This is a genomic window from Rhodococcus mengyinensis, from assembly GCF_048381435.1.
In the GTDB taxonomy this organism is placed as follows: Bacteria; Actinomycetota; Actinomycetes; order Mycobacteriales; family Mycobacteriaceae; genus Rhodococcus_F; species Rhodococcus_F opacus_D.
This window is the reverse complement of sequence record NZ_JBLWIT010000073.1, coordinates 21,132-42,674: the sequence shown is the minus strand read 5'-3', so window position 1 is coordinate 42,674 and position 21,543 is coordinate 21,132. Positions and strand designations below refer to the sequence as shown.

19 protein-coding genes and 1 pseudogene are annotated in these 21,543 nt (G+C 65.6%); 10 read left to right on the top strand and 10 right to left on the bottom strand.

Annotation, left to right across the window (positions count from 1 at the left end; genetic code table 11):
- Nucleotides 1-109 precede the first annotated feature (109 nt).
- A complete protein-coding gene (locus ACNJ7E_RS14400; protein WP_280780226.1) occupies nt 110-745 on the top strand; it encodes a GyrI-like domain-containing protein in 636 nt (211 codons plus the stop codon).
- A 29-nt stretch (nt 746-774) separates the two neighbouring features.
- Here the strand turns inward: ACNJ7E_RS14400 and dapA are convergent, their stop codons facing one another.
- Both dapA and ACNJ7E_RS14390 read right to left on the bottom strand, forming a co-directional pair.
- Entirely contained in the window at nt 775-1,680 is a 906-nt protein-coding gene (gene dapA, locus ACNJ7E_RS14395; protein ID WP_280780225.1) for a 4-hydroxy-tetrahydrodipicolinate synthase, read from the bottom strand.
- 54 nt (nt 1,681-1,734) lie between these two features.
- Entirely contained in the window at nt 1,735-1,887 is a 153-nt protein-coding gene (locus ACNJ7E_RS14390; protein WP_280780224.1) for a hypothetical protein, read from the bottom strand.
- A gap of 258 nt (nt 1,888-2,145) precedes the next feature.
- Between ACNJ7E_RS14390 and ACNJ7E_RS14385 the strand changes: the two genes are divergently transcribed.
- Complete coding sequence (locus ACNJ7E_RS14385; RefSeq protein ID WP_280780223.1) at nt 2,146-2,607, top strand: hypothetical protein; 462 nt, start codon at nt 2,146-2,148, stop codon at nt 2,605-2,607.
- Nucleotides 2,608-3,551: 944 nt separating this feature from the next.
- Here the strand turns inward: ACNJ7E_RS14385 and ACNJ7E_RS14380 are convergent.
- From ACNJ7E_RS14380 to ACNJ7E_RS14365, 4 genes are read right to left on the bottom strand one after another with little or no spacing between them, the layout of a single operon-like run.
- Complete coding sequence (locus tag ACNJ7E_RS14380; RefSeq protein ID WP_418340188.1) at nt 3,552-4,688, bottom strand: alpha/beta hydrolase; 1,137 nt, start codon at nt 4,686-4,688, stop codon at nt 3,552-3,554.
- Nucleotides 4,689-4,730: 42 nt separating this feature from the next.
- Complete coding sequence (locus tag ACNJ7E_RS14375) at nt 4,731-5,756, bottom strand: zinc-dependent alcohol dehydrogenase family protein (protein ID WP_280780221.1); 1,026 nt, start codon at nt 5,754-5,756, stop codon at nt 4,731-4,733.
- A 27-nt stretch (nt 5,757-5,783) separates the two neighbouring features.
- On the bottom strand, nt 5,784-6,302 hold the full coding sequence (locus ACNJ7E_RS14370) for a cyclophilin-like fold protein (protein ID WP_280780220.1): 519 nt from the start codon (nt 6,300-6,302) through the stop codon (nt 5,784-5,786).
- 33 nt (nt 6,303-6,335) lie between these two features.
- Nucleotides 6,336-7,601: an MFS transporter gene (locus tag ACNJ7E_RS14365; RefSeq protein ID WP_418340187.1), complete on the bottom strand. Its 1,266-nt coding sequence runs from the start codon at nt 7,599-7,601 to the stop codon at nt 6,336-6,338.
- Nucleotides 7,602-7,769: 168 nt separating this feature from the next.
- On the opposite strand from ACNJ7E_RS14365, the gene ACNJ7E_RS14360 reads away from it, so the two are divergent.
- The 3 genes from ACNJ7E_RS14360 to ACNJ7E_RS14350 all read left to right on the top strand — a co-directional run bounded on the left by ACNJ7E_RS14360 (nt 7,770) and on the right by ACNJ7E_RS14350 (nt 10,116).
- Nucleotides 7,770-8,687 (top strand): helix-turn-helix transcriptional regulator, encoded by a 918-nt coding sequence (locus ACNJ7E_RS14360; RefSeq protein WP_280780218.1) that lies wholly within the window; start codon nt 7,770-7,772, stop codon nt 8,685-8,687.
- Between the two features lie 80 nt (nt 8,688-8,767).
- Nucleotides 8,768-9,049 (top strand): hypothetical protein, encoded by a 282-nt coding sequence (locus ACNJ7E_RS14355; RefSeq protein ID WP_280780217.1) that lies wholly within the window; start codon nt 8,768-8,770, stop codon nt 9,047-9,049.
- 434 nt (nt 9,050-9,483) lie between these two features.
- A complete protein-coding gene (locus ACNJ7E_RS14350) occupies nt 9,484-10,116 on the top strand; it encodes a hypothetical protein (protein ID WP_418340186.1) in 633 nt (210 codons plus the stop codon).
- A gap of 80 nt (nt 10,117-10,196) precedes the next feature.
- Here the strand turns inward: ACNJ7E_RS14350 and ACNJ7E_RS14345 are convergent, their stop codons facing one another.
- The gene (locus tag ACNJ7E_RS14345; protein WP_283351931.1) at nt 10,197-12,437 is read right to left on the bottom strand and encodes an NADP-dependent isocitrate dehydrogenase; all 2,241 of its coding nucleotides are present in this window, start codon (nt 12,435-12,437) and stop codon (nt 10,197-10,199) included.
- Nucleotides 12,438-12,761: 324 nt separating this feature from the next.
- Nucleotides 12,762-13,634, bottom strand: a complete 873-nt coding sequence (locus ACNJ7E_RS14340) for an LLM class F420-dependent oxidoreductase (RefSeq protein WP_418340185.1) — start codon at nt 13,632-13,634, stop codon at nt 12,762-12,764.
- Between the two features lie 1,039 nt (nt 13,635-14,673).
- Between ACNJ7E_RS14340 and ACNJ7E_RS14335 the strand changes: the two are divergent.
- Both ACNJ7E_RS14335 and ACNJ7E_RS14330 read left to right on the top strand, forming a co-directional pair.
- Nucleotides 14,674-15,065 (top strand): annotated as a pseudogene (locus ACNJ7E_RS14335) (Rv2253/PknI dimerization domain-containing protein).
- Between the two features lie 514 nt (nt 15,066-15,579).
- Nucleotides 15,580-16,179, top strand: coding sequence for a glyoxalase (locus ACNJ7E_RS14330; RefSeq protein ID WP_280780213.1), 600 nt, complete (start codon nt 15,580-15,582; stop codon nt 16,177-16,179).
- Between the two features lie 448 nt (nt 16,180-16,627).
- Here ACNJ7E_RS14330 and ACNJ7E_RS14325 read toward each other — a convergent pair whose 3' ends face one another.
- Both ACNJ7E_RS14325 and ACNJ7E_RS14320 read right to left on the bottom strand, forming a co-directional pair.
- A complete protein-coding gene (locus ACNJ7E_RS14325) occupies nt 16,628-16,906 on the bottom strand; it encodes a hypothetical protein (RefSeq protein WP_280780212.1) in 279 nt (92 codons plus the stop codon).
- Between the two features lie 161 nt (nt 16,907-17,067).
- Nucleotides 17,068-17,211, bottom strand: coding sequence for a hypothetical protein (locus ACNJ7E_RS14320; RefSeq protein ID WP_198602070.1), 144 nt, complete (start codon nt 17,209-17,211; stop codon nt 17,068-17,070).
- An 882-nt stretch (nt 17,212-18,093) separates the two neighbouring features.
- Here ACNJ7E_RS14320 and ACNJ7E_RS14315 point away from each other — a divergent pair.
- The 3 genes from ACNJ7E_RS14315 to ACNJ7E_RS14305 all read left to right on the top strand — a co-directional run bounded on the left by ACNJ7E_RS14315 (nt 18,094) and on the right by ACNJ7E_RS14305 (nt 21,543).
- Nucleotides 18,094-19,041: a hypothetical protein gene (locus tag ACNJ7E_RS14315; RefSeq protein ID WP_280780211.1), complete on the top strand. Its 948-nt coding sequence runs from the start codon at nt 18,094-18,096 to the stop codon at nt 19,039-19,041.
- A 461-nt stretch (nt 19,042-19,502) separates the two neighbouring features.
- Nucleotides 19,503-20,975, top strand: coding sequence for an aldehyde dehydrogenase family protein (locus ACNJ7E_RS14310; protein ID WP_418340184.1), 1,473 nt, complete (start codon nt 19,503-19,505; stop codon nt 20,973-20,975).
- A gap of 70 nt (nt 20,976-21,045) precedes the next feature.
- Entirely contained in the window at nt 21,046-21,543 is a 498-nt protein-coding gene (locus ACNJ7E_RS14305; protein ID WP_418340183.1) for a hypothetical protein, read from the top strand.

Here is a 21,543-nt window from a genome sequence, read left to right as displayed (position 1 = left end):
CGAGACGGAACCGCACACCCTCGCAGCTCGGCGCGTGAGGTGTTCTTCTATTCATCGAGCCTCTTGGAGGCAGAAAGGTGGTGGCTCGCTACGCGAGTCCAGGTGCCCGATGACGGACAAGACCGACTTCAAGAAAACCCTCGCCGCCTACCAGTCCCCCCGAGGCGAGTTCCGGATCGTGGATGTGCCCGACCTGCAATACCTCATGATCGACGGTCACGGCGACCCCAACACCTCACCGGCATTCAGCGACGCCGTCGAAGCTCTCTACCCCCTCGCATACAAGCTGAAGTTCGCCAGCAAGCGTGACCTCGGCCGCGACTATGTCGTTCCTCCGCTGGAGGGCTTGTGGTGGGCCGATGACATGGACTCCTTCACCACGGTGCGGGACAAGTCGCGATGGGACTGGACGATGATGATCATGACCCCGAACTGGGTCGACCAGGCCATGTTCACCACCGCGGTCGAACAGGCCGGTGCCAAGAACCGCCCGGCACGCCTCGACGACGTCCGACTCGCGGATCTGAGCGAAGGGCGGTGTGTGCAGACACTGCACGCCGGCTCCTTCGACGACGAAGCAGCCGTCCTCGCACAACTGCACGACGATTTCATCCCCAGCAACGGACTACGTGTGTCCGGCAAGCACCACGAGATCTACCTCAACGACTTCCGCAGGATCGCACCCGAGAAGCAACGCACCATCCTCAGACAACCAATCGCCACCCGTGCCGCCCCCGGCACCTGACAACCACGGCGACCCCGTGCACTGCTCGGTCAGTGCAGCAAACCCGAAGCGAGCAGCCCCGTCCGTAACGCCTCGTACTCGCCGTCGTCGAGGGCAAGGAGCGGGGACCGCACGGTTCTGTTCTGCAGCACACCGAGCAACTGCAGTGCCCCCTTGACCGTCGTCGCGCCGTAATTGGGGACACCCATGACCGCACGCAACGCCGGCTGCAGGCGGGCATTGATCTCCCGTGCGGTTTCGACCTCCCCCGAGAAGAAGGCGTCGATCATCGTGCGGATCTCGTCACCTGCCACGTGACCGAGAACCGAGACGACCCCGCACGCCCCATACGCCAGGAAACCCAGCGTGAGGCTGTCGTCTCCCGAGTAGACCGCATAGCCCAATTCGCGCAACATGATCGCCTGAGTGGGATCTCCAGCGGCATCCTTCACCGCCACCACGGACGGCCACTCCGCCATCGTCTCGAACGTCGACGGCGCCAGCTTGGTACCGGCCCGGCCGGGAATGTCGTAGACCATGACAGGAGCATCGACTGCCTCCACGACGTACCGAAAGTGCTGCAGTACACCGCCCTGGCTCGGCTTGTTGTAATACGGCGTCACCAGCAGCAGCCCGTCAGCCCCGTGCATGACAGCCTGCCTCGCCAATTCCAGTGTGTGCCGTGTGTCGTTCGTTCCTACTCCGGCAACGATTTTTGCGCGGTCGCCCACCGCATCCTTGACCACTTGCAAGATCCGACCGTCCTCGGCGGTGGTAGTAGTGGCCGCCTCACCGGTCGTCCCCGAGACGACAAGGCCGTCGTGCCCATGATCGACCAGATGTAAGGCGATTCGAGCAGTCGCCTCCTCATCGATCTCGCCATCCACGGTGAACGCCGTAGCCATCGCTGTAAGAACGCGCCCGAACGGAGCCACCGGCACTGACGAATCGGTCATCGCCCTAGTGTATGCGCGACGAACGCGCGTCAGCCCAGACCAGATCTCCCCCGGTCATTCACCGGGAGGGATTCGGCGTTCGAGCAGCTCAGTCAGCTCGGCGATGGTGACCTCGACGGTGCCGAACAGGGGGTCACCATCCATGGCGGCACGGGCGACAGCCCGACCCAGACGTTCTATGAGGTCGGCGTGCAGTTGATCGGTCATGACTGAACAGTCTCCAGGAAATCCGCACCGGGTGACCCATTAATGCGTCCCACGGTCCGTCCTAATTCCAGCACCATCGGCAATTCCGAATTACGCAGAGCCAATGAGACATTGACGTCGCCAGCACAACCGGGCGGTGACCGTCGACAACAACGAAGTCCACCGGTTCACCCAACTCACGGAAACAATGCCAGTCGGTCGGTTTCTGCTGCAGGATGCACACATCACTACTCATCACACCGACGAATAGGACACCGCATGCCCATGAGTGCCCGTACCACCCTCCTTGCCGCGGCCACCATCCCACTGGCAGTCGCAGCGGCCGCGCCGGCATCAGCGGCCGAAACCACCGACGTCATCTTCGCCTTCACCGTTGACGGATCGACCGTCACCAACACCATCACCAACAACAGCGGCACCATCATCGGCTGCGGAACTTCTCTCGCACCTGCCCCCGACAGGGTGCTGCCACCCGTCCGCGACGTCCTCAGCGCCGGTCAATCACTGTACGAGCGCTCGCGCACCGATACCGACCCGGCCATGTGGATCTCCGACTACCCCGGAATCGAGGACTACCTGGCACAATGGCCCGGCACGGAGTTCACCGTCCAACAAGCCTCCACGGTCGTCACCGTTGCCGTCGCCGGCGAGGATCCCGCGCCCCCTGCCGCCGGCGACGCCCCCGACGTCGACGATCTCGGCACCATCTTCGGCAGCTAACCGCCATCAGCACAACACAACACACCCGAACGCGGCGCAGACAGGGACGGGGCCGCCCGGGAACCTGCCACCTCTCCACACATTGACCGATCCAGTGAACCCACTCCCGTCAGTCACGGGATGCAGTCCGCGAAGGAGTGTCAATGACGTTCGAGAAATTTTCCGATCAAGCCCGCCAACTGATCGTGGATGCGCTTCGTGTCGTCGCTGATCGCTATCACTCCACCCCTGCAGCAGTGTGCGCAGCGGCGTACTGCTCCGCGGTGACCGGCTCCAGCCACGTGGTGGCAGCTGCCCGTTGCCGTGGGCGTGCCAGTTGGTGCGAGCGCCCGGGGTGAACCGGACCAGCCCGCAGACCAGCTCCGAGGCACCGTCGCCGTCGAACACTGGATTCAGGTCCTCGGCGATTGTGCGGTCGTAGATGCGCTCGGGCATTGCACGCCTGCTGTCTAGCAACGCTCCGATCTCGTGTTGCTGCTCCAACCATCAACGCTAAGGGAGCGCGGGAGGTTGGGACGTACTTCCAGTAGACGGACACCATCCTCCGTTACGGCTCGCGTCGTGACGGGGGCGGTTCCGAGCGGTCAATAGATCAGTGAATCCAGGTAGGTCAGGATGGCGGTGATCGCGATGGCGAGCCCGATCGCGATGGTTCCTGCTCGATCGTGGTTGTCGTGACTTCTGTTCCCGATCATCGGTGTCCTTCCGTCGGTGCCCTCCTATGCGGTTTCGCATGCTCGCGGCGCTGTGCGGCCTTGTCGCCGCGAGAGCGCGGAGTTGTGTTACGCCCTCTTGGTTGTCGTGGTGTCCGGGCATCGCTCGTCGAGGTTGACAGTTGAACCGGGTATGCCGGCGTGCATAGTCGGTGCACGCTGGCATACCCGTGGGTCCTCTTGTGGGGTAAGAACACTCAAACCGGGTTGCCGGTCGCTGCCCGCATGCCGTTAGGTGAGGTTCTGGGTGTAGAACTCGGTCAGCTTGTCGAACGGGATCAGTTCAGTGCGGTCGTAGAGGTCGACGTGCCCGGCGCCGGGCACGATCACCAGTTCCTTGCGGTCACCGGCGAGGCGGTAGGCCTCTTCGCTGAACTCGCGGGAGTGGGCGTTTTCGCCGGTGACGAACAGCATCGGGCGCGGCGAGATGGTCTCGATGTCGTTGAAGGGGTAGAAATTCATGAACTTCGCGTTGCTCGACAGCGTCGGGTGCGTAGTCAGGTCCGGGGTGGTGCCTTCGGGGGTGAATGCGCCGCGCTGGGTGCGGTAGAAGTCGTAGAACTCGCGTTCGATGGGAGTCGAGTCCGCGGCCAGTTCGCGGACGGTTCCGCTGGTGTATTCGACAGGGCCGCCGGTGAATTCGACATCACGCTGCGTAGCGGCTTGGGCGAGGATCGCCTGGCGCTGCTCGGGGGTGACGGAGTGGCCCAGCCCGTTGCGGTTGGCGCCGCCCATGTCGTACATGCTGACCGTGGCGACGGCCTTGATGCGGGGGTCGATCTTGGCGGCGGAGATGACGAAGCTGCCGCTGCCGCAGATGCCGAGCGCGCCGATGCGTTCGGGATCGACGGTGTCCTGGGTGCGCAGGAAGTCCACGCCGGCGGAGAAGTTTTCGGTGTAGAGGTCGGGGGCGACGGCGTTGCGGGGTTCACCCGCGCTGCCGCCCCAGAACGCCAGGTCCAGCGAGAGCGTCACGAAACCTTGCTCGGCCATTTTGGTGGCGTAGAGGTTGGCGCTCTGCTCCTTGACCGCGCCCATGGGGTGGCCGACGACCATGGCGGCTGCGAGGGTGCCGGCGGCGAGGTTCTTGGGGACGAACAGGTTGCCGGAGACGTCCATCCGGTACTGGTTCGTGAACGTCACCTTCTCCATGGTGACCTGGTCACTGGTGTAGAAGTTGTCGGCACCGTTAGACAGATCCCCGGAGGCCGGGTTCGCGACCGGCGAGGCAGGAGCCGCCGAGGAGGTGTTCGAGTCGGTGGCGGAGCAGGCTGAGGCGGCCAGGACGGCGAGCGTGGCAACCCCGGCGCCGGCGATCCTGCTCCAGCGGCCATGGCCTCGCCGCGCGGTGGTTCTGGTGTTGGTCATTGCGGCACTCCTGGTGTGTGTGAGTGAGTTGGGGGCGGGAGGTCAGAGGGTGAGCAGGGTTTTGATGGCGCGGCGCTCGTGCATCGCCTGGTAGCCCTCGGCCGCCTGGTCCAGCGGGAGGGTGAGGTCGAAGACCTTGCCGGGATCGATTTCGCGGCGCCAGATCAGGTCGATCAGCTCCGGCAGGAAGCGGCGGACCGGTGCGGGGCCGCCCATCAAGTGCACTTCGGCGAAGAACAGTTGGTTGGCGGGCAGGGTGACACCGTCGTGGGAGACGCCGACGTAGCCGACGTGCCCGCCGGGCCGGGTCGAGCGGATGGCCTGCAGCATCGACTCCTCGGTTCCGACGGCTTCGATGACGCTGTGTGCGCCGAGCCCGCCGGTGAGTTCCTTGATCGCGGCGACACCCTCGTCGCCGCGGGATTCCACGATGTCGGTGGCACCGAACTGGCCGGCCAACCCTTGGCGGTCGGCGTGCCGGGACATGGCGATGATCCGTTCGGCGCCGAGCTGTTGGGCGGCGAGCACACCCATCAGGCCGACGGCACCGTCACCGACCACGGCCACGGTCTTACCGGGTCCGGCCTCGGCGGCGACGGCGGCGAACCAGCCCGTCCCAAGGACATCCGAGGCCGCCAGCAGCGAGGGAACCAGGTCCATCTCCGGCTGACCGGGCGTCGCCACCAGCGTTCCGTCGGCGTACGGGATGCGGGCCTTCTCTGCCTGGGTGCCGATGTCTCCGGCGACGAAGGAGCCGTGCAGGCAACGGGATTGGTAGCCGGCGCGGCAGATCTCGCAGGTGTTGTCGGAGACGGCGAACGACCCGACGACGAAATCACCGACCGACACGGTCTGCACGGCGGCACCGATTTCCTCCACGACGCCGACGTACTCGTGTCCCATCAGGGTGTGATCGACCGGTTCCACACCCCGGTACGGCCACAGGTCGGATCCGCAGATGCAGGTCGCGGTGATCCGGATGATCGCGTCGGTCGGCTCGATGATCTTCGGGTCTTCCCGCTCGACGACGCGAACATCGCCGGGGGCATACATCACTACTCCACGCATGGTGGTCCTCTTCGGTCGTTGGGGTGATCAGGCGGCGGTGATGGTGAGGGTGCCACTGCCGTCGGCGTCGGTGATGGCGTCGAGTCCGGTGTCGATCTCGCCGATCATCACGATCCCGGGATCGGGAATCGTGAAACCGTCGTCGCGGTAGTAGATGGCCAGGTCATTGGTGGGTGGCCAATAGCCGAGTTGTCCTGCCCAGTAGCTGCTCTGGCCCCGACTATCGGCGAGCTCGCGAGGCAGCGGTCCGGCCTTCTCGCGGCCGCCGAGGTCGTGCAGGGTGATCGTCACCGGTATCAGGGATGCGAAGTCTCGTGCCGTGGCGTTGTCGTAGAGTCGTGCGGTCGCCTCCGAGGCGCCGATCCTCAACCGAATCTGCGTGAACGGTCCTTCCTGACCAGGTTGCGACGTCGCAGGTTGCGCGGTCGGTGACGCCGACGGCGCACTGTTTTCTGCCGAGTCCGTTGTGCTCGCGCAGGCGGTGAGCCCGGCGACGGCGGTGACTGCTGTCGCGAGGACGACCAGCCCGGTGACCATGGGGCGCATGGTTTTTCTCCTGTAGCGGTGTTCAGCCGCGCTCTAGCTCACGGACGTGGGGACCCGCAGCGTCTCCTCGTGGGTGGGTCGGGGCGGCGGGTTGCCGGCGGCAGGACGCGCCCGGGTGGTCGCCAGCAGTGCGATCGGTATCAGCGCGGTGGCCGTGATCGCGGCGCCGAGGACCGCCGGCCCGACCACACCCAGTGACGTCGACAAGGTGGTCGCGGCTAACGCCGTTCCGGCGGCGGTGCCGAGGTTGAAGGCCGCGGTCGCCAGCGACGACGCCAGCCGGGAGCCATGTCCGGCGAATCGCATGGTCTGGGCGATCAGCACCGGGTTCGCCCCGAGCCCGGAGGCACCCAGGACGATGATCAGACCCACCACGATCGCCCTGTGGCCTGCGGTCGCTGCCAGGACGAGCAGCAGAACCGAGGTCAGTGCTACCGCCGCGGCGATGGTCGCCAGCGGCCACCGGTCGCCGATCCGACCGGCCAGCGCGGTCCCCACCAGGGCGCCGACACCGAAACCGACAAGTACCAGCGGCACCAGCGCGGCGGAGATGCCGGCGCGGTCGGTCAGCAGCGGGCTGATGAAGCTGTAGGCGCCGAGGAACCCGGCCTGCGCCAGCATGATCGCACCCAGCACCGCCCACACCCGCCACGGCCGCACTGCCGAGATCTCCGAATCCGCCGACACACTCACCGTGTCCCCGGTCGCGGTGCCCGGAGCGAACCGAAGAACAGCGACGATCGCCGGAACCGCCAGCACTGCCAGCATCCAGAACGGGCCCCGCCACCCGGTGAACTGGCCGGCGAAGGTGCCCAACGGGACACCGGCGACCACGGCCAGGCTCAACCCACCCGAGAGCACCGCCAATGCCCGCGCGCTCGCCCCCGGTCCGGCGACCGCGGCCGCCACCACCGCGCCGGTCGCCCAGAACGTGCCCGTCGCCAGCGCGGTGAGGACGCGGGAGGCGGTGACGACGGTGAACGAGTCGCTGACCGCCGCCACCACGTGCCCGGCGGAGAACACCGCCAGCGCCCCGATCAAGGTCGCCCGGGTGGGCAACCGCAGCGTGGCAAGCGCCATCACCGGCGGGCCGATGATCATGCCGACCGCAAACGCCGTGACCAGCAACCCGGCCCGGGCGATATCCACACCCAGATCCGCGGCGACGTCGGGCAACAGTCCGGCGACCATGAACTCGGTCGTGCCCATCAGGAAGATCCCGGCCGCCAGCACATACACCAGCACAGGCAGGCCAGTGCTGGTGCTGGTGCTCGGTTGGACAGCTGTTTGCGTGGTCATGTCACCTCGTCGATATCGAAGGATTCGGTCGCAGAGCACCTCCGTGCTCGCAGCATCCATGCAACGCCGCTAACCGCTCGCGTGGGAGGCGAAGATTAGGGGGGTGCTGCCAGCACCCCCCTCACAGCACCTGGCAACCGCCGACGCGCAGGTCGTAGCCTCGGTTGTATGGAGTCCACCAACCGAGTCGCCGAGATCGGCCAATTCCTTTCGTCACGGCGGGCCAAGATCACCCCCGAGCACGTCGGTCTGCCGGTCTACGACGCCGCCAAGCGCCGCGTCCCCGGGCTGCGCCGCCAAGAGGTCGCCACCCTGGCCGGGCTCTCGGTCGACTACTACACCCAGATCGAACGCGGCAAGGTCAACGGCATCTCCGAATCCGTGCTCGACGCCATCGCGCGTGCCCTCGAACTCGACGACGCCGAACGCTCCCATCTGTTCGACCTGCACCGCAGCGCCCTCAGCAGCCCGCAACGAGTCCGCTCACGCCGCACCAAGGCGGTGCGGCCGATGGTGCAGCGACTCCTCGACGGCTACACCGGGCCCGCATTCGTACGCAACGCCCGCCACGACCTCGTCGCCGCGAACCAGCTCGCCTACGCCTTCTATTCGCCCCTCTACCCGGACCAACTGCACCCCGATCCCAGCAAGGCGGTCAACTTCGTCCGGTTCTGCTTCCTCGACCCCCGTGCCCGCGAGTTCTATCCCGATTGGGACCAGATGGCCGACGGCGCGGTCAATCTGTTGCGCACCGACGCCGGCCGCGACCCGTACGACCGCGGCATCTCCGACCTCGTCGGTGAATTATCCACCCGCAGCGATGAATTCCGGGTCCGTTGGGCCAAGCACAATGTGCGCCTGCACTACACCGGCACCAAGACCTTCCACCACCCCGTCGTCGGTGACATCACCATCGACTACGAAACGATGCCGCTGCCCGCCGACCCCGGCCTGGTCCTGACCCTCTACAGCCCCGAACCCGGGAGCCCGTCCGCCGACGCCATGACCCTGCTCGCCAACTGGGCCGCCACCAACCTCGCCACCACCACCACAGCCGACCACCCGGCCCACACCACCGGCGAATAACGCTTCGGCGACTCCATCCTGCCGAAAACGACCATTGCAATCATCGGCCCCGGACCCGGGCTCGGCGCGGCGACCGCCCGATGCTTCGGGCGGGAGGGATTCACGGTAACGGTTCCAGCGCCGCAACACCGAACGGCAACGTCGCGGGCACCTCGACCGCACTCGCCGGTGAAACCGACTACGGCGCAATGCTCCACGAGGCTCTCACACCCCAGAACACTCACGTCAAACAGCTCATCATCCCCGGCGCGATCGGTGGTGGCGACCCGCTCTACGCCCCCGACGCCCTGGCCGATCGGCTCTGGAACATCCATGCCCGACCCGGCCCGTTCCGCACCACCGTCGGCGCAGACTCGGCGTAACCAGTGGGTGCAAGGGGACACGGCCGGACCCCATCCACCTCATCAACACGTTGCGCTGGCTCCGGCAAAGGTGTCGATTACGGCGCAGGTACCTCGGCCAACGATGCCGTCGTGACACCGTTGCGTCAGCCTTCTCCAAGCCCGCGCCCACGCCGCCGCCCCCGCCGCCGGCCAGAACCTCGAAACCTGGATTCACGACCGCATCATGGACACCCTCAACCAATCCGACTAGCAGCTTCGGTGGAGGCGAAGAACCGCGCCACCGACGTAGCCATCGGCAGGAACCCTATCGCCACCTGCGGTGACAAGCTCGCAGGCCAATACTCGACGCGCCCCTCACGAAGATCCGTCGATCTACTTCCCGTGGCCGCTCTCCGTGAAGCGAGACGACCCATGGCACGGTTGAGGTCTGCGACGCCGGGTATCCACCGGTCATGACCACCGAGCATCCGCCGCGCCAGTGTTCCCCACGGGCGGAGGATTACCCCACCGTTCGGGTAGTCGCGGCCCGCGAAGCCCAGCTGATGCGGACGCTGGGGCGGGCGGTGAACATCCTCTCGGCCGCTGACGTGCCGTTCGCGGTCGGCGGGGACTGCGCCGTCCACGCTCGCGGCGGACCGCCAGCCGAGCACCAGGTGACCATCATCGCCTCGGACGAACACCTGACCGAGGCACGGACCGCGTTGGCTGCGGCTGGGATGCGGTCCATCGCTTCCTCCCGCCTCGGGTCACGGCAGGTCGTCGGCGGTGACCTCCGGGTCACCCTGCTGCATCCGGCCTCTACCACCGGGACCGGGGAGGGACTCCTCGAGCGTGCCGAGACGATGCGGATCGGGCAGATCTGGGCACCGGTCCTCAGCGGAACCGATCTGATGATCGACAAACTCCGTCGTCTCGGTTCCCATCGGTGTGATTTCGTGCCGATGCTGCCGGTCGCCCGCGCATTGCGCGAGCAGGTCGACTGGCCCACCGTGGCGGGGGCCAGTGCCGACCTCCCCTGTGCCCGGGCATTTTTGGGGCTGCTCGACGACTTGGCGGTCACAGGGTCGCTGGAGGGGCGGCCCTGACCCACAAGGGCCAGGGCCCTGCCCCGCACCAGTGTTCGACCCGTGCACAGGTCCCGAACCGGCGGATCAGTGGTTCGGGCTCACTGTTGTGCGGCCGCCAGCGTGGTGTTCAAAGTCTTGCTCGGCCTCATCGCGGCGTCGGCCTTCTCGCTGTCCGGCTGGTAGTAGCCGCCGATGTCAACCGGCGAGCCCTGCACCTCAATGAGCTCCCGCACGATGGTCTCCTCGTTTTCGGTCAACGCCTCGGCAAGCGTGGCGAAACGTTCCGCCAGTTCCTTGTCCTCGGTCTGCGCGGCGAGTTCCTGTGCCCAGTACAACGCGAGGTAGAACTGGCTGCCCCGGTTGTCGAGCTCGCCGGTCTTGCGCGACGGGTTCTTGTTCTCGTCCAGCAGCTTGCCGGTCGCCGCGTCGAGCGTCTTGGCCAGGATCTTGGCGTGCTCGTTGCCGGTCTTGATGCCGAGGTCCTCGAGGCTGACGGCCAGCGCCAGGAACTCACCGAGCGAATCCCATCGCAGGTGATTCTCCTCCACCAGCTGCTTGACGTGCTTGGGCGCCGACCCACCGGCGCCCGTCTCGTACATGCCACCGCCGGCCATCAGCGGCACGATCGACAGCATCTTCGCGCTGGTGCCGAGTTCCAGGATCGGGAACAGGTCGGTCAGGTAGTCGCGAAGGATGTTGCCGGTCGCGGCGATGGTGTCCATCCCGCGGATCAGCCGCTCCAGCGTGTACCGCATCGAGCGCACCTGGGACATGATCTGGATGTCGAGGCCCTCGGTGTCATGGTCCTGCAGGTACAGCTCGACCTTCTTGATCAGCTCGTTCTCGTGCGGGCGGTACGGGTCGAGCCAGAACAGGACCGGCATGCCGGAGTTGCGTGCCCGGGTGACCGCGAGCTTGACCCAGTCGCGGATCGGCGCGTCCTTGACGGTGCACATGCGCCAGATGTCACCCGCCTCGACCTGCTGGGTGAGCAGAACCTCACCGGTCTCGACATCCACGAAGTTGGCGTCGCCGTCCTCCGGAATCTCGAAGGTCTTGTCGTGCGAGCCGTACTCCTCGGCCTTCTGCGCCATGAGCCCGACGTTGGGGACGGTGCCCATGGTCGTCGGGTCGAACGCGCCGTTGGTCTTACAGAAGTTGATGATCTCCTGATAGATGCGCGCGAACGTGGACTCCGGCATCACCGCCTTGGCATCCTTGAGTCGCCCGTCTGCGCCGTACATCATGCCGCCCGAGCGGATCATCGCGGGCATCGAGGCGTCCACGATGACGTCGCTGGGCGAATGGAAGTTCGAGATGCCGCGAGCGGAGTCGACCATGGCCAACTCCGGACGGTGCTCATGGCAGTCGTGCAGGTCCTGAATGATCTCCTCGCGCTGCGTGCTCGGCAGTGTCTCGATCTTGTCGTAGAGATCGACGAGGCCGTTGTTGACGTTCACGCCCAGTTCGTCGAACAGCTTCTGATGCTTGGCGAAGGCGTCCTTGTAGAAGGTCTTCACCGCGTGACCGAAGACGATGGGGTGTGAAACCTTCATCATCGTCGCCTTGACGTGGAGGGAGAACATCACGCCCGTCTTGCGCGCATCCTCCATCTGCTCCTCGTAGAAGTCGAGCAAGGCCTTCTTGCTCATGAACATGCTGTCCATGATGTCGCCCTCGCCCAGGGTCAGCCCCTCCTTGAGGACGATCGTCTCGCCGCTCTTGGTCACCAACTCCATCCGGACCGTGCGCTGCCGGTCCAGTGTCATCGACTTCTCGCCGTGGTAGAAGTCGCCGTGCCGCATGTGCGCGACGTGGCTGCGCGAGGCCATCGACCACTCACCCATGCTGTGCGGGTGCTTGCGGACGTACTCCTTCACCGCCCGGGGTGCGCGGCGGTCGGAGTTGCCCTCACGCAGGACCGGGTTGACCGCACTGCCGAGGATCCTGCCGTAGCGCTGCCGAATATCGCGTTCCTCGTCGGTCTTGGGGGCTTCCGGAAAGTCCGGAATCTGGTAGCCCTTGCCCTGCAGTTCCTTGATGGCGGCCAGGAGCTGCGGCACAGACGCGCTGATGTTCGGCAGCTTGATGATGTTGGTCTCGGGCAGTTGCGTCAGCCGACCCAGCTCAGCCAAGTTGTCCGGGACGCGCTGCTCTTCGGTGAGGCGGTCGGGGAACTCGGCCAGGATCCGCGCCGGTACCGAAATGTCGCTGGACTCGACCTCGATGCCTGCGGCACCGGCGAAGGTGCGCACGATCGGCAGGAAGGCGTAGGTCGCGAGTAACGGCGCCTCGTCGGTCAGCGTGTAGATGATGGTTGGATGCTTATCGGCGCTCATGGTTGTTCTCCCGCGTCAGTTCGTTCCGAGGTCGATAGGCTCCTCGTGAGGCTATCGGTCTCGCGTCGAGTCCAGGTTAGGTGCGACATCATCAGAGCATATTCAAGCGCCCGATTTTGATTCACTTCGACCACTTTGGTTCACCATGCGAACACTCCGCGGTTCACGTGCCCATCGGTCGCGTTCGCCGGGACCAGGCTGCGCGCCTCGACGTCCAGTTTCCGTCCACCATCGGCCTCGCCGAAGCTTCGCCACCATGCGCTCCACCGAGGCCTGGCGGCGCTACCGCGGACGACCGGATCAGGCGATCCGTGGTCGGAGGGATCACCAGTCCGCGATCACCGGAACCACGCGCTCGCCCAAGATCTCGAGGGGCGTGATTGACGCGACGTCCGGCACCCATCCGTGAACGTGGGTGACTCCCAGCTTCGACAAGTCCTCGAGCTGACCCAACAGTGTGTCCACGTTCTGTCCGCCCGCACCCGGGTCGAGTGGGAACATCACGGTCTTCTCGATGGCGTCATAGTCGGTTCCGAGAGCGTCGCAGTGACTCTTCAACACCTCCAGCTTGTGCGCGACCTCGGGTCCACCGAACAGGTTGCAGGCCTGTGCGTACTGCGCGACCAGCCGAAGCGTCTTCTTCTCACCCCCGCCGCCGATCAAAATCGGCGGGTGTGGGCGCCGCAGCGGCTGCGGCACATTCAGCGTGCGGCCGAGCTGGTAGTGCGCTCCCTCGAATGGTCCGTCGTTCTCGCTCCACATCTGCAGGCAGATCTGCAGTGTTTCCTCCAGTCGTTCGAAGCGTTCGGCCGTGGGCGGGAAGCGGAGCCCGAGTCCCACACTCTCGTCCTCGTTCCAGGCGGCGCCGATTCCCAGGTATGCCCGACCCTTGGACAGGACGTCGAGCGTGGTCACAGCCTTGGCAAGAAGGCCTGGCTCGCGGTAGACAGTCGCGGTGACCCAGGCCAGCAAGTCCACCTTCTTCGTGACGGCAGCGAGGTAGCCGAGAGTGGTGTAGGCCTCGAGCATCTCGGTGTCGATCGGTCCTACCGGTTCGATCTGCCAGAGATGATCCATGACGCTGATCTTGGCGAAACCCACGTCCTCGGCGGTGACGGCAATGCGAGACAAGTCGTGCGCGAGGGTCGACGGTCCGTCCGGAAAGGTGAAGTCGGCGATGTGCAGTCCAAGTTCCATAGCCCCACGTTAGGCTTGTTGCCTACGACTACCCAGGGATCGTCAGTACCACCTTGGCCACCCGACCGACTGGTAGAGGGTCTCGGTGTCCTGTGGCTGTGGACGGTCCGCGGTGTGCGACGTGCTCGATCTTGTACTCTCGCCACGAGTTGCACGGATGAGGGGCGCGGATCTCCCATCCACAAGGATCTCCTCCTCGCTACCACCCCGAATGGCGTCCACCTGCAGGCGAATTCGACCGTATCGGAAAGATGTCGAGCGATCCGCGCCCTGTTCGACAGATTCTCGCGATCGAGCCCACCGCTTTGTCGCCCTCGCCGCCCGCAACGACTGCGCCGGGCCGCCGCACAGTCCTGTATACGGGTGCGCTCGGTCCGATCACGAACGCGAAACAGCTGTGCACCAACGACTAACACCCGTCCGGGCCGCGTCCAGGCCAGCGCCGACACCAGCCCCGGACACGCCTGCGACTAGTGATCACTTCCACCAATCCCGCCTGCGATGCGGGACAACGATGTCGTCGAAAGCCGTAGCGTCACCGGCATCCCACCGGCGACACCCCTCCGCGAGGTTGCGAGCGGTACGGCGACGCTCGCGACGCAGATCACGAGCATGGCCCTCACCGTCGTGGCACAGCGTGCACGAGCAAATCCCGGTGCCCGTGTACGCGAAAGCCCAGAAGCACCTCGTCGCGAGCAACCAGGCCCGACCTCCCTGAAACCGCTCAGGGAGGTCGCAGACGTCATGGCAGTCGGCGTGCCACGGTTCAACGGCAAATTCGCCACGGCGAAGACGAACCCAGACAGGAGAATGTGCATCGGTACGGGACAAGGCGGTGCCTTTCAGCGCTCATGCGCCCCGGCCCGCTACCCCCGATTGAGGACGGACCGGGGCGGCGATTGGAGCACCGCATCCCTCGCCCGCCGAAGCGGGCGTCGCCATCCACAAGAACTCATGCACCCATCCTTGCATTCACATACGACAGACCCGAGCCGTCTATCACCCCGGACACCGCCGATACCTGTGATTCAATCTCGTCATGCGCAAATCACTGCTGGTTGTCGCGTTGATTGCGTCCGGGACGGTCTTCGCGGCCATGCCCGCGGGGGCGGCACCGACGCAGCCGTCCTGGTCGGGCGAGTACTCGGTGAAGCGCTTCGCCGCGACGAAGGACGGTACGAGCTTGGCCGCGCGGCAGTGGGAGCCCGACTTCGCCGATAGCGTACACATTCGAGACCAGTTGCGCGGACGACACCTGCGTGGCCACCGTGACAGATGGGCCCACACCAGCCAACCCGACACTGCCGCTACCGCCGCAGTACACCTGGGACGGGACCAGCCGGGTCCACACCGTGCGAGGGCTCGGTGATCATGGACGTCGCGGCCTACCCCGTCGCGACGCCGCCCGGACCATTCGGCAGCAGTTCATAGCCGCCGAGACCGTGCTCCACCGGAAGTGTGTCAGCGAGCAGTCGGAGTGTCAGGCCGGCGATCGTCGGCGTACATGGCTTCGATTCTCGCCTTGATTTCGGCGGTGCTCATCGCGCTGGGCCGCCTCTGCGTGCGAGGTGTGGACACGGAAATCGTCGGAGTCGAGGGTGTCGCCATGAGAATTCTGCCTTCGTCGCTTCTATTGGGGCGCCGCCGTGAGCGGTCGCGTAGTTTCAGCAACCACGCACACATGTGATCTGATTCACACGCGGATGCGTTACATTTTCCGTTACCCCGCGTCGACTGACTGCATTCGCATGCCGGGCCTGTGGGACCTGCCGAGTTCGAGACGGTCCGCAAGTACGCCACTTCCGCTACGGCCGTCACTTCGCCTGCGCCAGGAAGACGGAGTCGCGCACGCACCCGTAGTGCACTCACGCACGGGAGCAACCATGGAGCAGACTGATCAGGAATCGAGAAGCGACTGCCCGCGGGCGACATTAACGTCACTCGCATGAACATCGAATCCCTCGCCCTCGAAACCCCCGACCCCACCACCGCGAAAGCCTTCCACGCGGCCCTCGGCCTCGATGAACACATCAGTGCCCGCGACACGGACGCACCGACCACCGGCTTCCGCGGTTACACCCTCTCGCTCGTCGTGTCCCAGCCGAACATCGTCGACGCCTACGTCGGGGCTGCCCTCGAAAATGGCGGCACCACAATCAAACCAGTCAAGAAGAGCCTGTGGGGGTACGGCGGTGTCGTGCAGGGTCCCGACGGAGCGCTCTGGAAGGTCGCGACATCGTCGAAGAAGAACACGGGGCCGGCGACCCGGCACATCGAGGACCTCGTCCTGCTGCTCGGCGTCGAAGACGTCAAAGCCAGCAAGCAGTTCTACCTCGACCACGGACTGGAAGTGACAAGAAGCTTCGGTCGCAAGTACGTCGAGTTCGCCACCGGCCCGAACGTCAAGCTCGCGCTCTACGGGCGCCGCGCCCTCGCGAAGGACGCCGGCGTCTCCCCCGACGGCACCGGCGCCCACCGGATCGTCATCAGCGGCGACGCCGAACCCTTCACTGACCCCGACGGCTTCACCTGGCAAACAGTGTGAATCGGAGAAGTTCTCGGGCGCGAGTTGGGGCCGGTGCCTCATCGTCACCGGCCCAGTTCGGTCGACACGGAAAACCGTGTGGCGTGGATCACATCCCCGCGATGCGACCAGCCGGCCGATCTAGCATTTCCTCACGCCAGTACAGACCGAGTACCGGTCGCCGATGCCATCTCCGACGCCCGAGAAGGCATTGGCAGCCGGGCAAACCACCAGGCACACCGGCGCGGACCCAGTCGTCCGATGCAGAGCGCGGTGGCGTCGTGTTGCACGTCCCGGCGAGGCCCGGCCGGAGCGGAGAACACTCCGACCGGGCCGCTACGGCTCACAGAGGGTCCACCGCACTCCCGGACGATCCCGGGACGCGCATGTCACGGCAGTCGAGAGGTTCCGGAGACACGGGAGCTGGACAGCCCCGAACCGGAATCGCGCAGTCCGGTCCGCGCCGCCCTTACCCGATACAGACGAGTACACCCACGACCACGACTGCAACCAGCGAGGCGCCGCCGCAGATCAGCCACGCGCGCGTTGCGAGCTGCCGCCACTGATCGCACCGACCAGCCACTTCCGCGACCGCGACCGCTCGCCCCAGGTCCGCGTCGGACGGCTGCGCCTCCGAGAGGCGGCGGGCCTTTGCATCCGCCCGTGCCGCCACAGCGAACGAGACGGGGACCACCAGCAGCGCAACCACCAGTAGGCCAACCATCGCACCCGTACCCGTCCCGAGCATTCTCATTCCTTCCACTCCACACGACGCCCGTCACAGGTGCCGGTCATCGACCACCGGACCCACGAGCACAACCAATCCCCCGTCAGCTATATCGCCGAACTGCCGCCCGGTGTTGCACTCCGGCCTACCGGGGCCGGCGAAGGTCCGTAAGCCACAGGCGTCTACACGCCCGGTATCGGGAACTTCCACATCGCCAGGACGATCACACCCATGACCAGTCCGGCACACACCACGGTGCCAACGACACTGACACGCAACGCATCCAGTAAATCGACTCCCAGTTTCTTGCTGATCCGTGCCATCACGACTCTTCCTTCACGTGCAGAGATTCCCGACCGCCACGTCGATGACGGTGCACCACACACAGTCGTCCGACGTCGACACCTGCACAACGGCCGAATCACCTACACCCATACCCGCTTTTGGGTCCCATGCAGGGGTGTAACCACACCTCATTCCCGATCACCATGCTTCCCGAGAGAATGTGCCGTGTTCTACGTCACACCGCAATGCCTGTTCTTTGCATACCGAGTATTACGCGACGCAGGTACCGAATGGTCCGCGAGCAACTCGCCGCGTGCCTCGATTCCGCAGAACAGCTCCGAGCGACGGCCGGACATGCTGCGGCACAGCAGCATCGGCGGACAGATATGTTGAATTCCCAACTGATGGATTTGACAATTTCATCCCCCGCCACAGACTCCGGCCGATTGGAACTCGGCGGTGCCGATCAATTCACGCACGTGCCTTGTGCGACCCCAAAAACTACACTTACTGGTCGGTAATACTGAGTGAAGAAATTTGTGCAATGGCGTGGATCACACTCCCTGGACTTCCGCGCCCCGGCTCACGAAGATCACTAATGCACCGCTCGTTACTACGCGCGGTTTGTCCGTGTAGCGCCCCTGCCAGCTGACACCGATCGTTGGCGGGGGCTGCGCTTGGCTGCGCCACAAGATATCCGGCGTCGCCACGCTCCCCGACTCCCCCGTTGCCGGCACGATCCTGGCCAACGTTCCCGGCCACCGAACCAGTCACCGTCGCCCGCAATCGCGTCCTGCTCACTCCTGCCCACATACCGCCGTGCCTCGCGCACAACACCCCGTCCACGTTTGCCCGGTACGCCGCCGGGGGATGCTCCCGGGAAGGGCGACCCCGTCGTCGAATCACGCGAGAGAGGCAGTTCGATGAACGCTGTCACGACCGGCATCGTTGCAGGTGCCGCAGGCACCACGATGCTCGACGCCGTCACTTACCTGGACATGGCGATCCGCGGCCGCCCCGCAAGCACCGTTCCGGAGAAGACGGTCGAGTCCGTTGCGACCGCTCTGGGCGTCGCGATACCGGGACGCGGTGACGCGCTCGCGGCGCGACGGTCGGCGTTCGGGGCGCTCGGTGGGATCGCCGTCGGCACAGGACTCGGCGTGGCCGCCTCCCTCGTCCGCCGAGCCGGCGCCCACCTGACCCCAGCCGCCGGAACGATCGGAATCGGTCTCGCCGCGATGGCAGCCACCGACATCCCGATCACCCTGCGCGGCATCAGCGACCCGCGGCAGTGGACCGCCCAGGACTGGCTCAGCGACCTCGTGCCGCATCTCGTCTACGGCGCCACTGTCACCACAGTCCTGCGGCAACAGGACGAGGAGACGGGGCACAGGAGGGGCCGGGCGGCGGAACGGTCGAGCACTGTCCGGTCGGCCGTGATCGGCGTGGCCAGCGGTCTCCGCAGTTCCACGGGCATCGCGGCGGCATTGTTGTCGGGTGCCCCGGGCTCGGCGCACCGGGCCCGCGTCGTTGGCGCGACGGCGCTCGTCGGCGGCGAACTGGTGGCCGACAAGAACCCGAACGTACCGTCGCGCCTCTCCCAGCCCGCGCTCACCGGACGCCTCATCGCAGGCGGCGGAGGCGCCGCGGCGCTGGCCCACCGCGACCGGGTCGACACGGCGTCGGCCCTGATCATCGGAACCGTCGGTGCCCTCGCCGGCTCCTACGGCGGCGCGTGGTGGCGGCAGTGGGCCGGCCGGCGGATGCCGGACTGGCAGGCCGCGCTCGCCGAGGATGCTGTGGCGCTCACCATGGCGGCGGCCGCACTCCGACCTCCCGCGCGGTCCTCGTCGGTCAGCGCGTCGAGGTAACTCCGTGCCATCCGCCGCACAGGGCTCGGCTTCACGGTCTGATCGTCGATATCCCTCATCGTGACGTCGGACCCAGACGATCATTCGTGCGAACGACGCTGACAGGCGTTCGGCGCTGGGATCGGCAGCCCGACACCGAAATTCCATTCTCGGGGAACACCGTTCGCCGAACATCGGCGATGGACCACCACCTCGACTTCCTATCGCTCGACCCGAAATCGCCGTTGTCCTCCGATTGGGGGACAATGCATTCATCCTCCAATGGGCCCGGCCGGCGGACAGACAGCTGAGCTGTGGCGAGTCATTGTTATCAGGCGCCGGAAACTTTCCGACGCAATCCAGTCAGGGCCCGGGGTGCGAGAGCGGTGCAACACAGGACGCCATCGCAAACCCGACGGCCACCCGCCGAATCCGATACCCAACCCTTCCCACTTTCTGCAGCAGCCGACCAGAGGAGCACCATGGAGAACACCCAGAGGTTTTACATCGACGGCGAATGGACCGACCCGACCGGCACCGACACGCTCGACGTCGTGAACCCTGCGACAGAAGAGATCGTCGCCACCATCGCGCTGGGCGACGAGAAGGACGTCGACCGCGCCGTCATGGCCGCCCGCAGGGCGTTCGACGGTTACCGCTCGACGACACGTGCCGACCGGGTTGCGTTACTGGATCGGATAATCGAGGTCTACAGGCGACGGATGGCGGACCTGGCGTCGACGATCACCCAGGAAATGGGGGCACCCACTTCACTGGCCACGACCGCTCAGGCACCGTCCGGCCTGGTGCATCTCACAGCGGCCGTGGACGCGCTCCGCGCAGTCGAATTCGAGGAGAGGATCGGTACGACGACGGTGGTGCACGAGCCGGTCGGCGTGTGTGCGTTCATCACACCCTGGAACTGGCCCGTCAATCAGATCGCCGCGAAGGTTGCGCCCGCGCTGGCCGCAGGCTGCACGATGGTGTTGAAGCCGTCCGAGATCGCGCCACTCAATGCGATCATCTTCGCGGAGATACTTCATGAAGCAGGAGTCCCTGCCGGAGTTTTCAACCTTGTCCACGGTGACGGACCTACCGTCGGAGCCGCACTGTCGATGCACTCCGACATCGACATGGTCTCGTTCACCGGATCGACGCGTGCCGGCGTCGAGGTCGCTCGGAACGCTGCGACAACGGTCAAACGCGTTGCACAGGAGCTCGGCGGCAAGTCGGCGAACATTGTGCTGGACGACGCGGACTTCGAAAAGGTCATCACCCGAGACGTGCTGGGTGTGGTGGTCAATTCGGGCCAGTCCTGCAATGCTGCCTCGCGCATTCTGGTTCCGTCCGACCGCATGAACGATGCGATCGCGATCGCGAAAGCCGCCACCGCGTCGATCGTGGTCGGACAACCCGAGGCCGAGGGGACGACCGTGGGACCGCTGGTGTCACAGACACAGTTCGACAAGGTGCAGCGCCTGATCCAGACCGGCATCGAAGAGGGCGGCACACTCGTCGCTGGTGGAGTCGGTCGCCCGGCAGGACTGTCCACCGGCTACTTCGTCCGGCCCACCGTCTTTGCGGACGTGACGAACGATATGACCATCGCGCGCGAGGAGATCTTCGGCCCGGTCGTGATGCTCATCGGCTACGAGGACGAGGCCGACGCAATCCGCATCGCGAATGACACCGCGTATGGGCTGTCCGGGATGGTCTCGTCGAGCGATCCGGAGTGGGCACGGAATGTGGCCCGACAGCTGCGGACGGGAATGGTTCATCTCAATGGTGCTCCGCTGGCCTTCGATGCGCCGTTCGGCGGTTACAAACAGTCAGGCAACGGCCGGGAGTTCGGCAAGTTCGGCCTGATGGAATACCTCGAGGCCAAGACGATCTTCGGCGACAACGACGAACCAGAACCGGCCGTGAACAGCGGCCGCCAGAGTGTCCGGGAATGAGTAACGCGGAGGCGGCGGGATGTGAACGCGGGTCTTCGGCACGAACGCAAGAAGAGACGGGAGACTGATCGTGAATGCGATCATGTGGATGGGCGTGGCCGGAATCGTGGGCACCGCCCTCTCACCGTGGATAACCGAACGGTTGCGCAGCAAGACTGCGCGCCGAGACCAACTCGTGAAACTGCGGCTCGCGATCTACGCCGACCTGCTGGGGGCGACGGCCCGCCTCGCCGCAACCGCAACGACTTCGGCTGCATCGCACCCGAATGACGCGGACGAGATCGGCGGTGACGAGTTCGATTCTCTGCTCAGCCAGGCGCGGGTCGTCGCCAGCGATGACGTTTACCGACGACTCAACGAGCTGTCGCAGCTCACTGGGACGTTCAACCGGCACCTCGTGAAGACCGAACCGCGCCCGGCCTTCCCGTATCGGCAACACCTGCACGACGGTGTAATGAACGACCCGTTGCGCCTCCAGCATCGGAGAACACTGACCGATATCGCGGGCGGTATCGCGGTGGCTCACGGGAAAGTCCAGGACGCGATCCGGCACGAGATGAATCGGTGA

What these genes read in the sequence shown, in the direction of transcription:
- ACNJ7E_RS14400 (WP_280780226.1), top strand. Translation starts at nt 110, where the DNA reads ATGACGGACAAGACCGACTTCAAGAAAACCCTCGCCGCCTACCAGTCC.
- dapA (WP_280780225.1), bottom strand. Translation starts at nt 1,680, where the DNA reads ATGACCGATTCGTCAGTGCCGGTGGCTCCGTTCGGGCGCGTTCTTACA.
- ACNJ7E_RS14390 (WP_280780224.1), bottom strand. Translation starts at nt 1,887, where the DNA reads ATGACCGATCAACTGCACGCCGACCTCATAGAACGTCTGGGTCGGGCT.
- ACNJ7E_RS14385 (WP_280780223.1), top strand. Translation starts at nt 2,146, where the DNA reads ATGCCCATGAGTGCCCGTACCACCCTCCTTGCCGCGGCCACCATCCCA.
- ACNJ7E_RS14380 (WP_418340188.1), bottom strand. Translation starts at nt 4,688, where the DNA reads ATGACCAACACCAGAACCACCGCGCGGCGAGGCCATGGCCGCTGGAGC.
- ACNJ7E_RS14375 (WP_280780221.1), bottom strand. Translation starts at nt 5,756, where the DNA reads ATGCGTGGAGTAGTGATGTATGCCCCCGGCGATGTTCGCGTCGTCGAG.
- ACNJ7E_RS14370 (WP_280780220.1), bottom strand. Translation starts at nt 6,302, where the DNA reads ATGCGCCCCATGGTCACCGGGCTGGTCGTCCTCGCGACAGCAGTCACC.
- ACNJ7E_RS14365 (WP_418340187.1), bottom strand. Translation starts at nt 7,601, where the DNA reads ATGACCACGCAAACAGCTGTCCAACCGAGCACCAGCACCAGCACTGGC.
- ACNJ7E_RS14360 (WP_280780218.1), top strand. Translation starts at nt 7,770, where the DNA reads ATGGAGTCCACCAACCGAGTCGCCGAGATCGGCCAATTCCTTTCGTCA.
- ACNJ7E_RS14355 (WP_280780217.1), top strand. Translation starts at nt 8,768, where the DNA reads ATGCTTCGGGCGGGAGGGATTCACGGTAACGGTTCCAGCGCCGCAACA.
- ACNJ7E_RS14350 (WP_418340186.1), top strand. Translation starts at nt 9,484, where the DNA reads ATGACCACCGAGCATCCGCCGCGCCAGTGTTCCCCACGGGCGGAGGAT.
- ACNJ7E_RS14345 (WP_283351931.1), bottom strand. Translation starts at nt 12,437, where the DNA reads ATGAGCGCCGATAAGCATCCAACCATCATCTACACGCTGACCGACGAG.
- ACNJ7E_RS14340 (WP_418340185.1), bottom strand. Translation starts at nt 13,634, where the DNA reads ATGGAACTTGGACTGCACATCGCCGACTTCACCTTTCCGGACGGACCG.
- ACNJ7E_RS14330 (WP_280780213.1), top strand. Translation starts at nt 15,580, where the DNA reads ATGAACATCGAATCCCTCGCCCTCGAAACCCCCGACCCCACCACCGCG.
- ACNJ7E_RS14325 (WP_280780212.1), bottom strand. Translation starts at nt 16,906, where the DNA reads ATGCTCGGGACGGGTACGGGTGCGATGGTTGGCCTACTGGTGGTTGCG.
- ACNJ7E_RS14315 (WP_280780211.1), top strand. Translation starts at nt 18,094, where the DNA reads ATGAACGCTGTCACGACCGGCATCGTTGCAGGTGCCGCAGGCACCACG.
- ACNJ7E_RS14310 (WP_418340184.1), top strand. Translation starts at nt 19,503, where the DNA reads ATGGAGAACACCCAGAGGTTTTACATCGACGGCGAATGGACCGACCCG.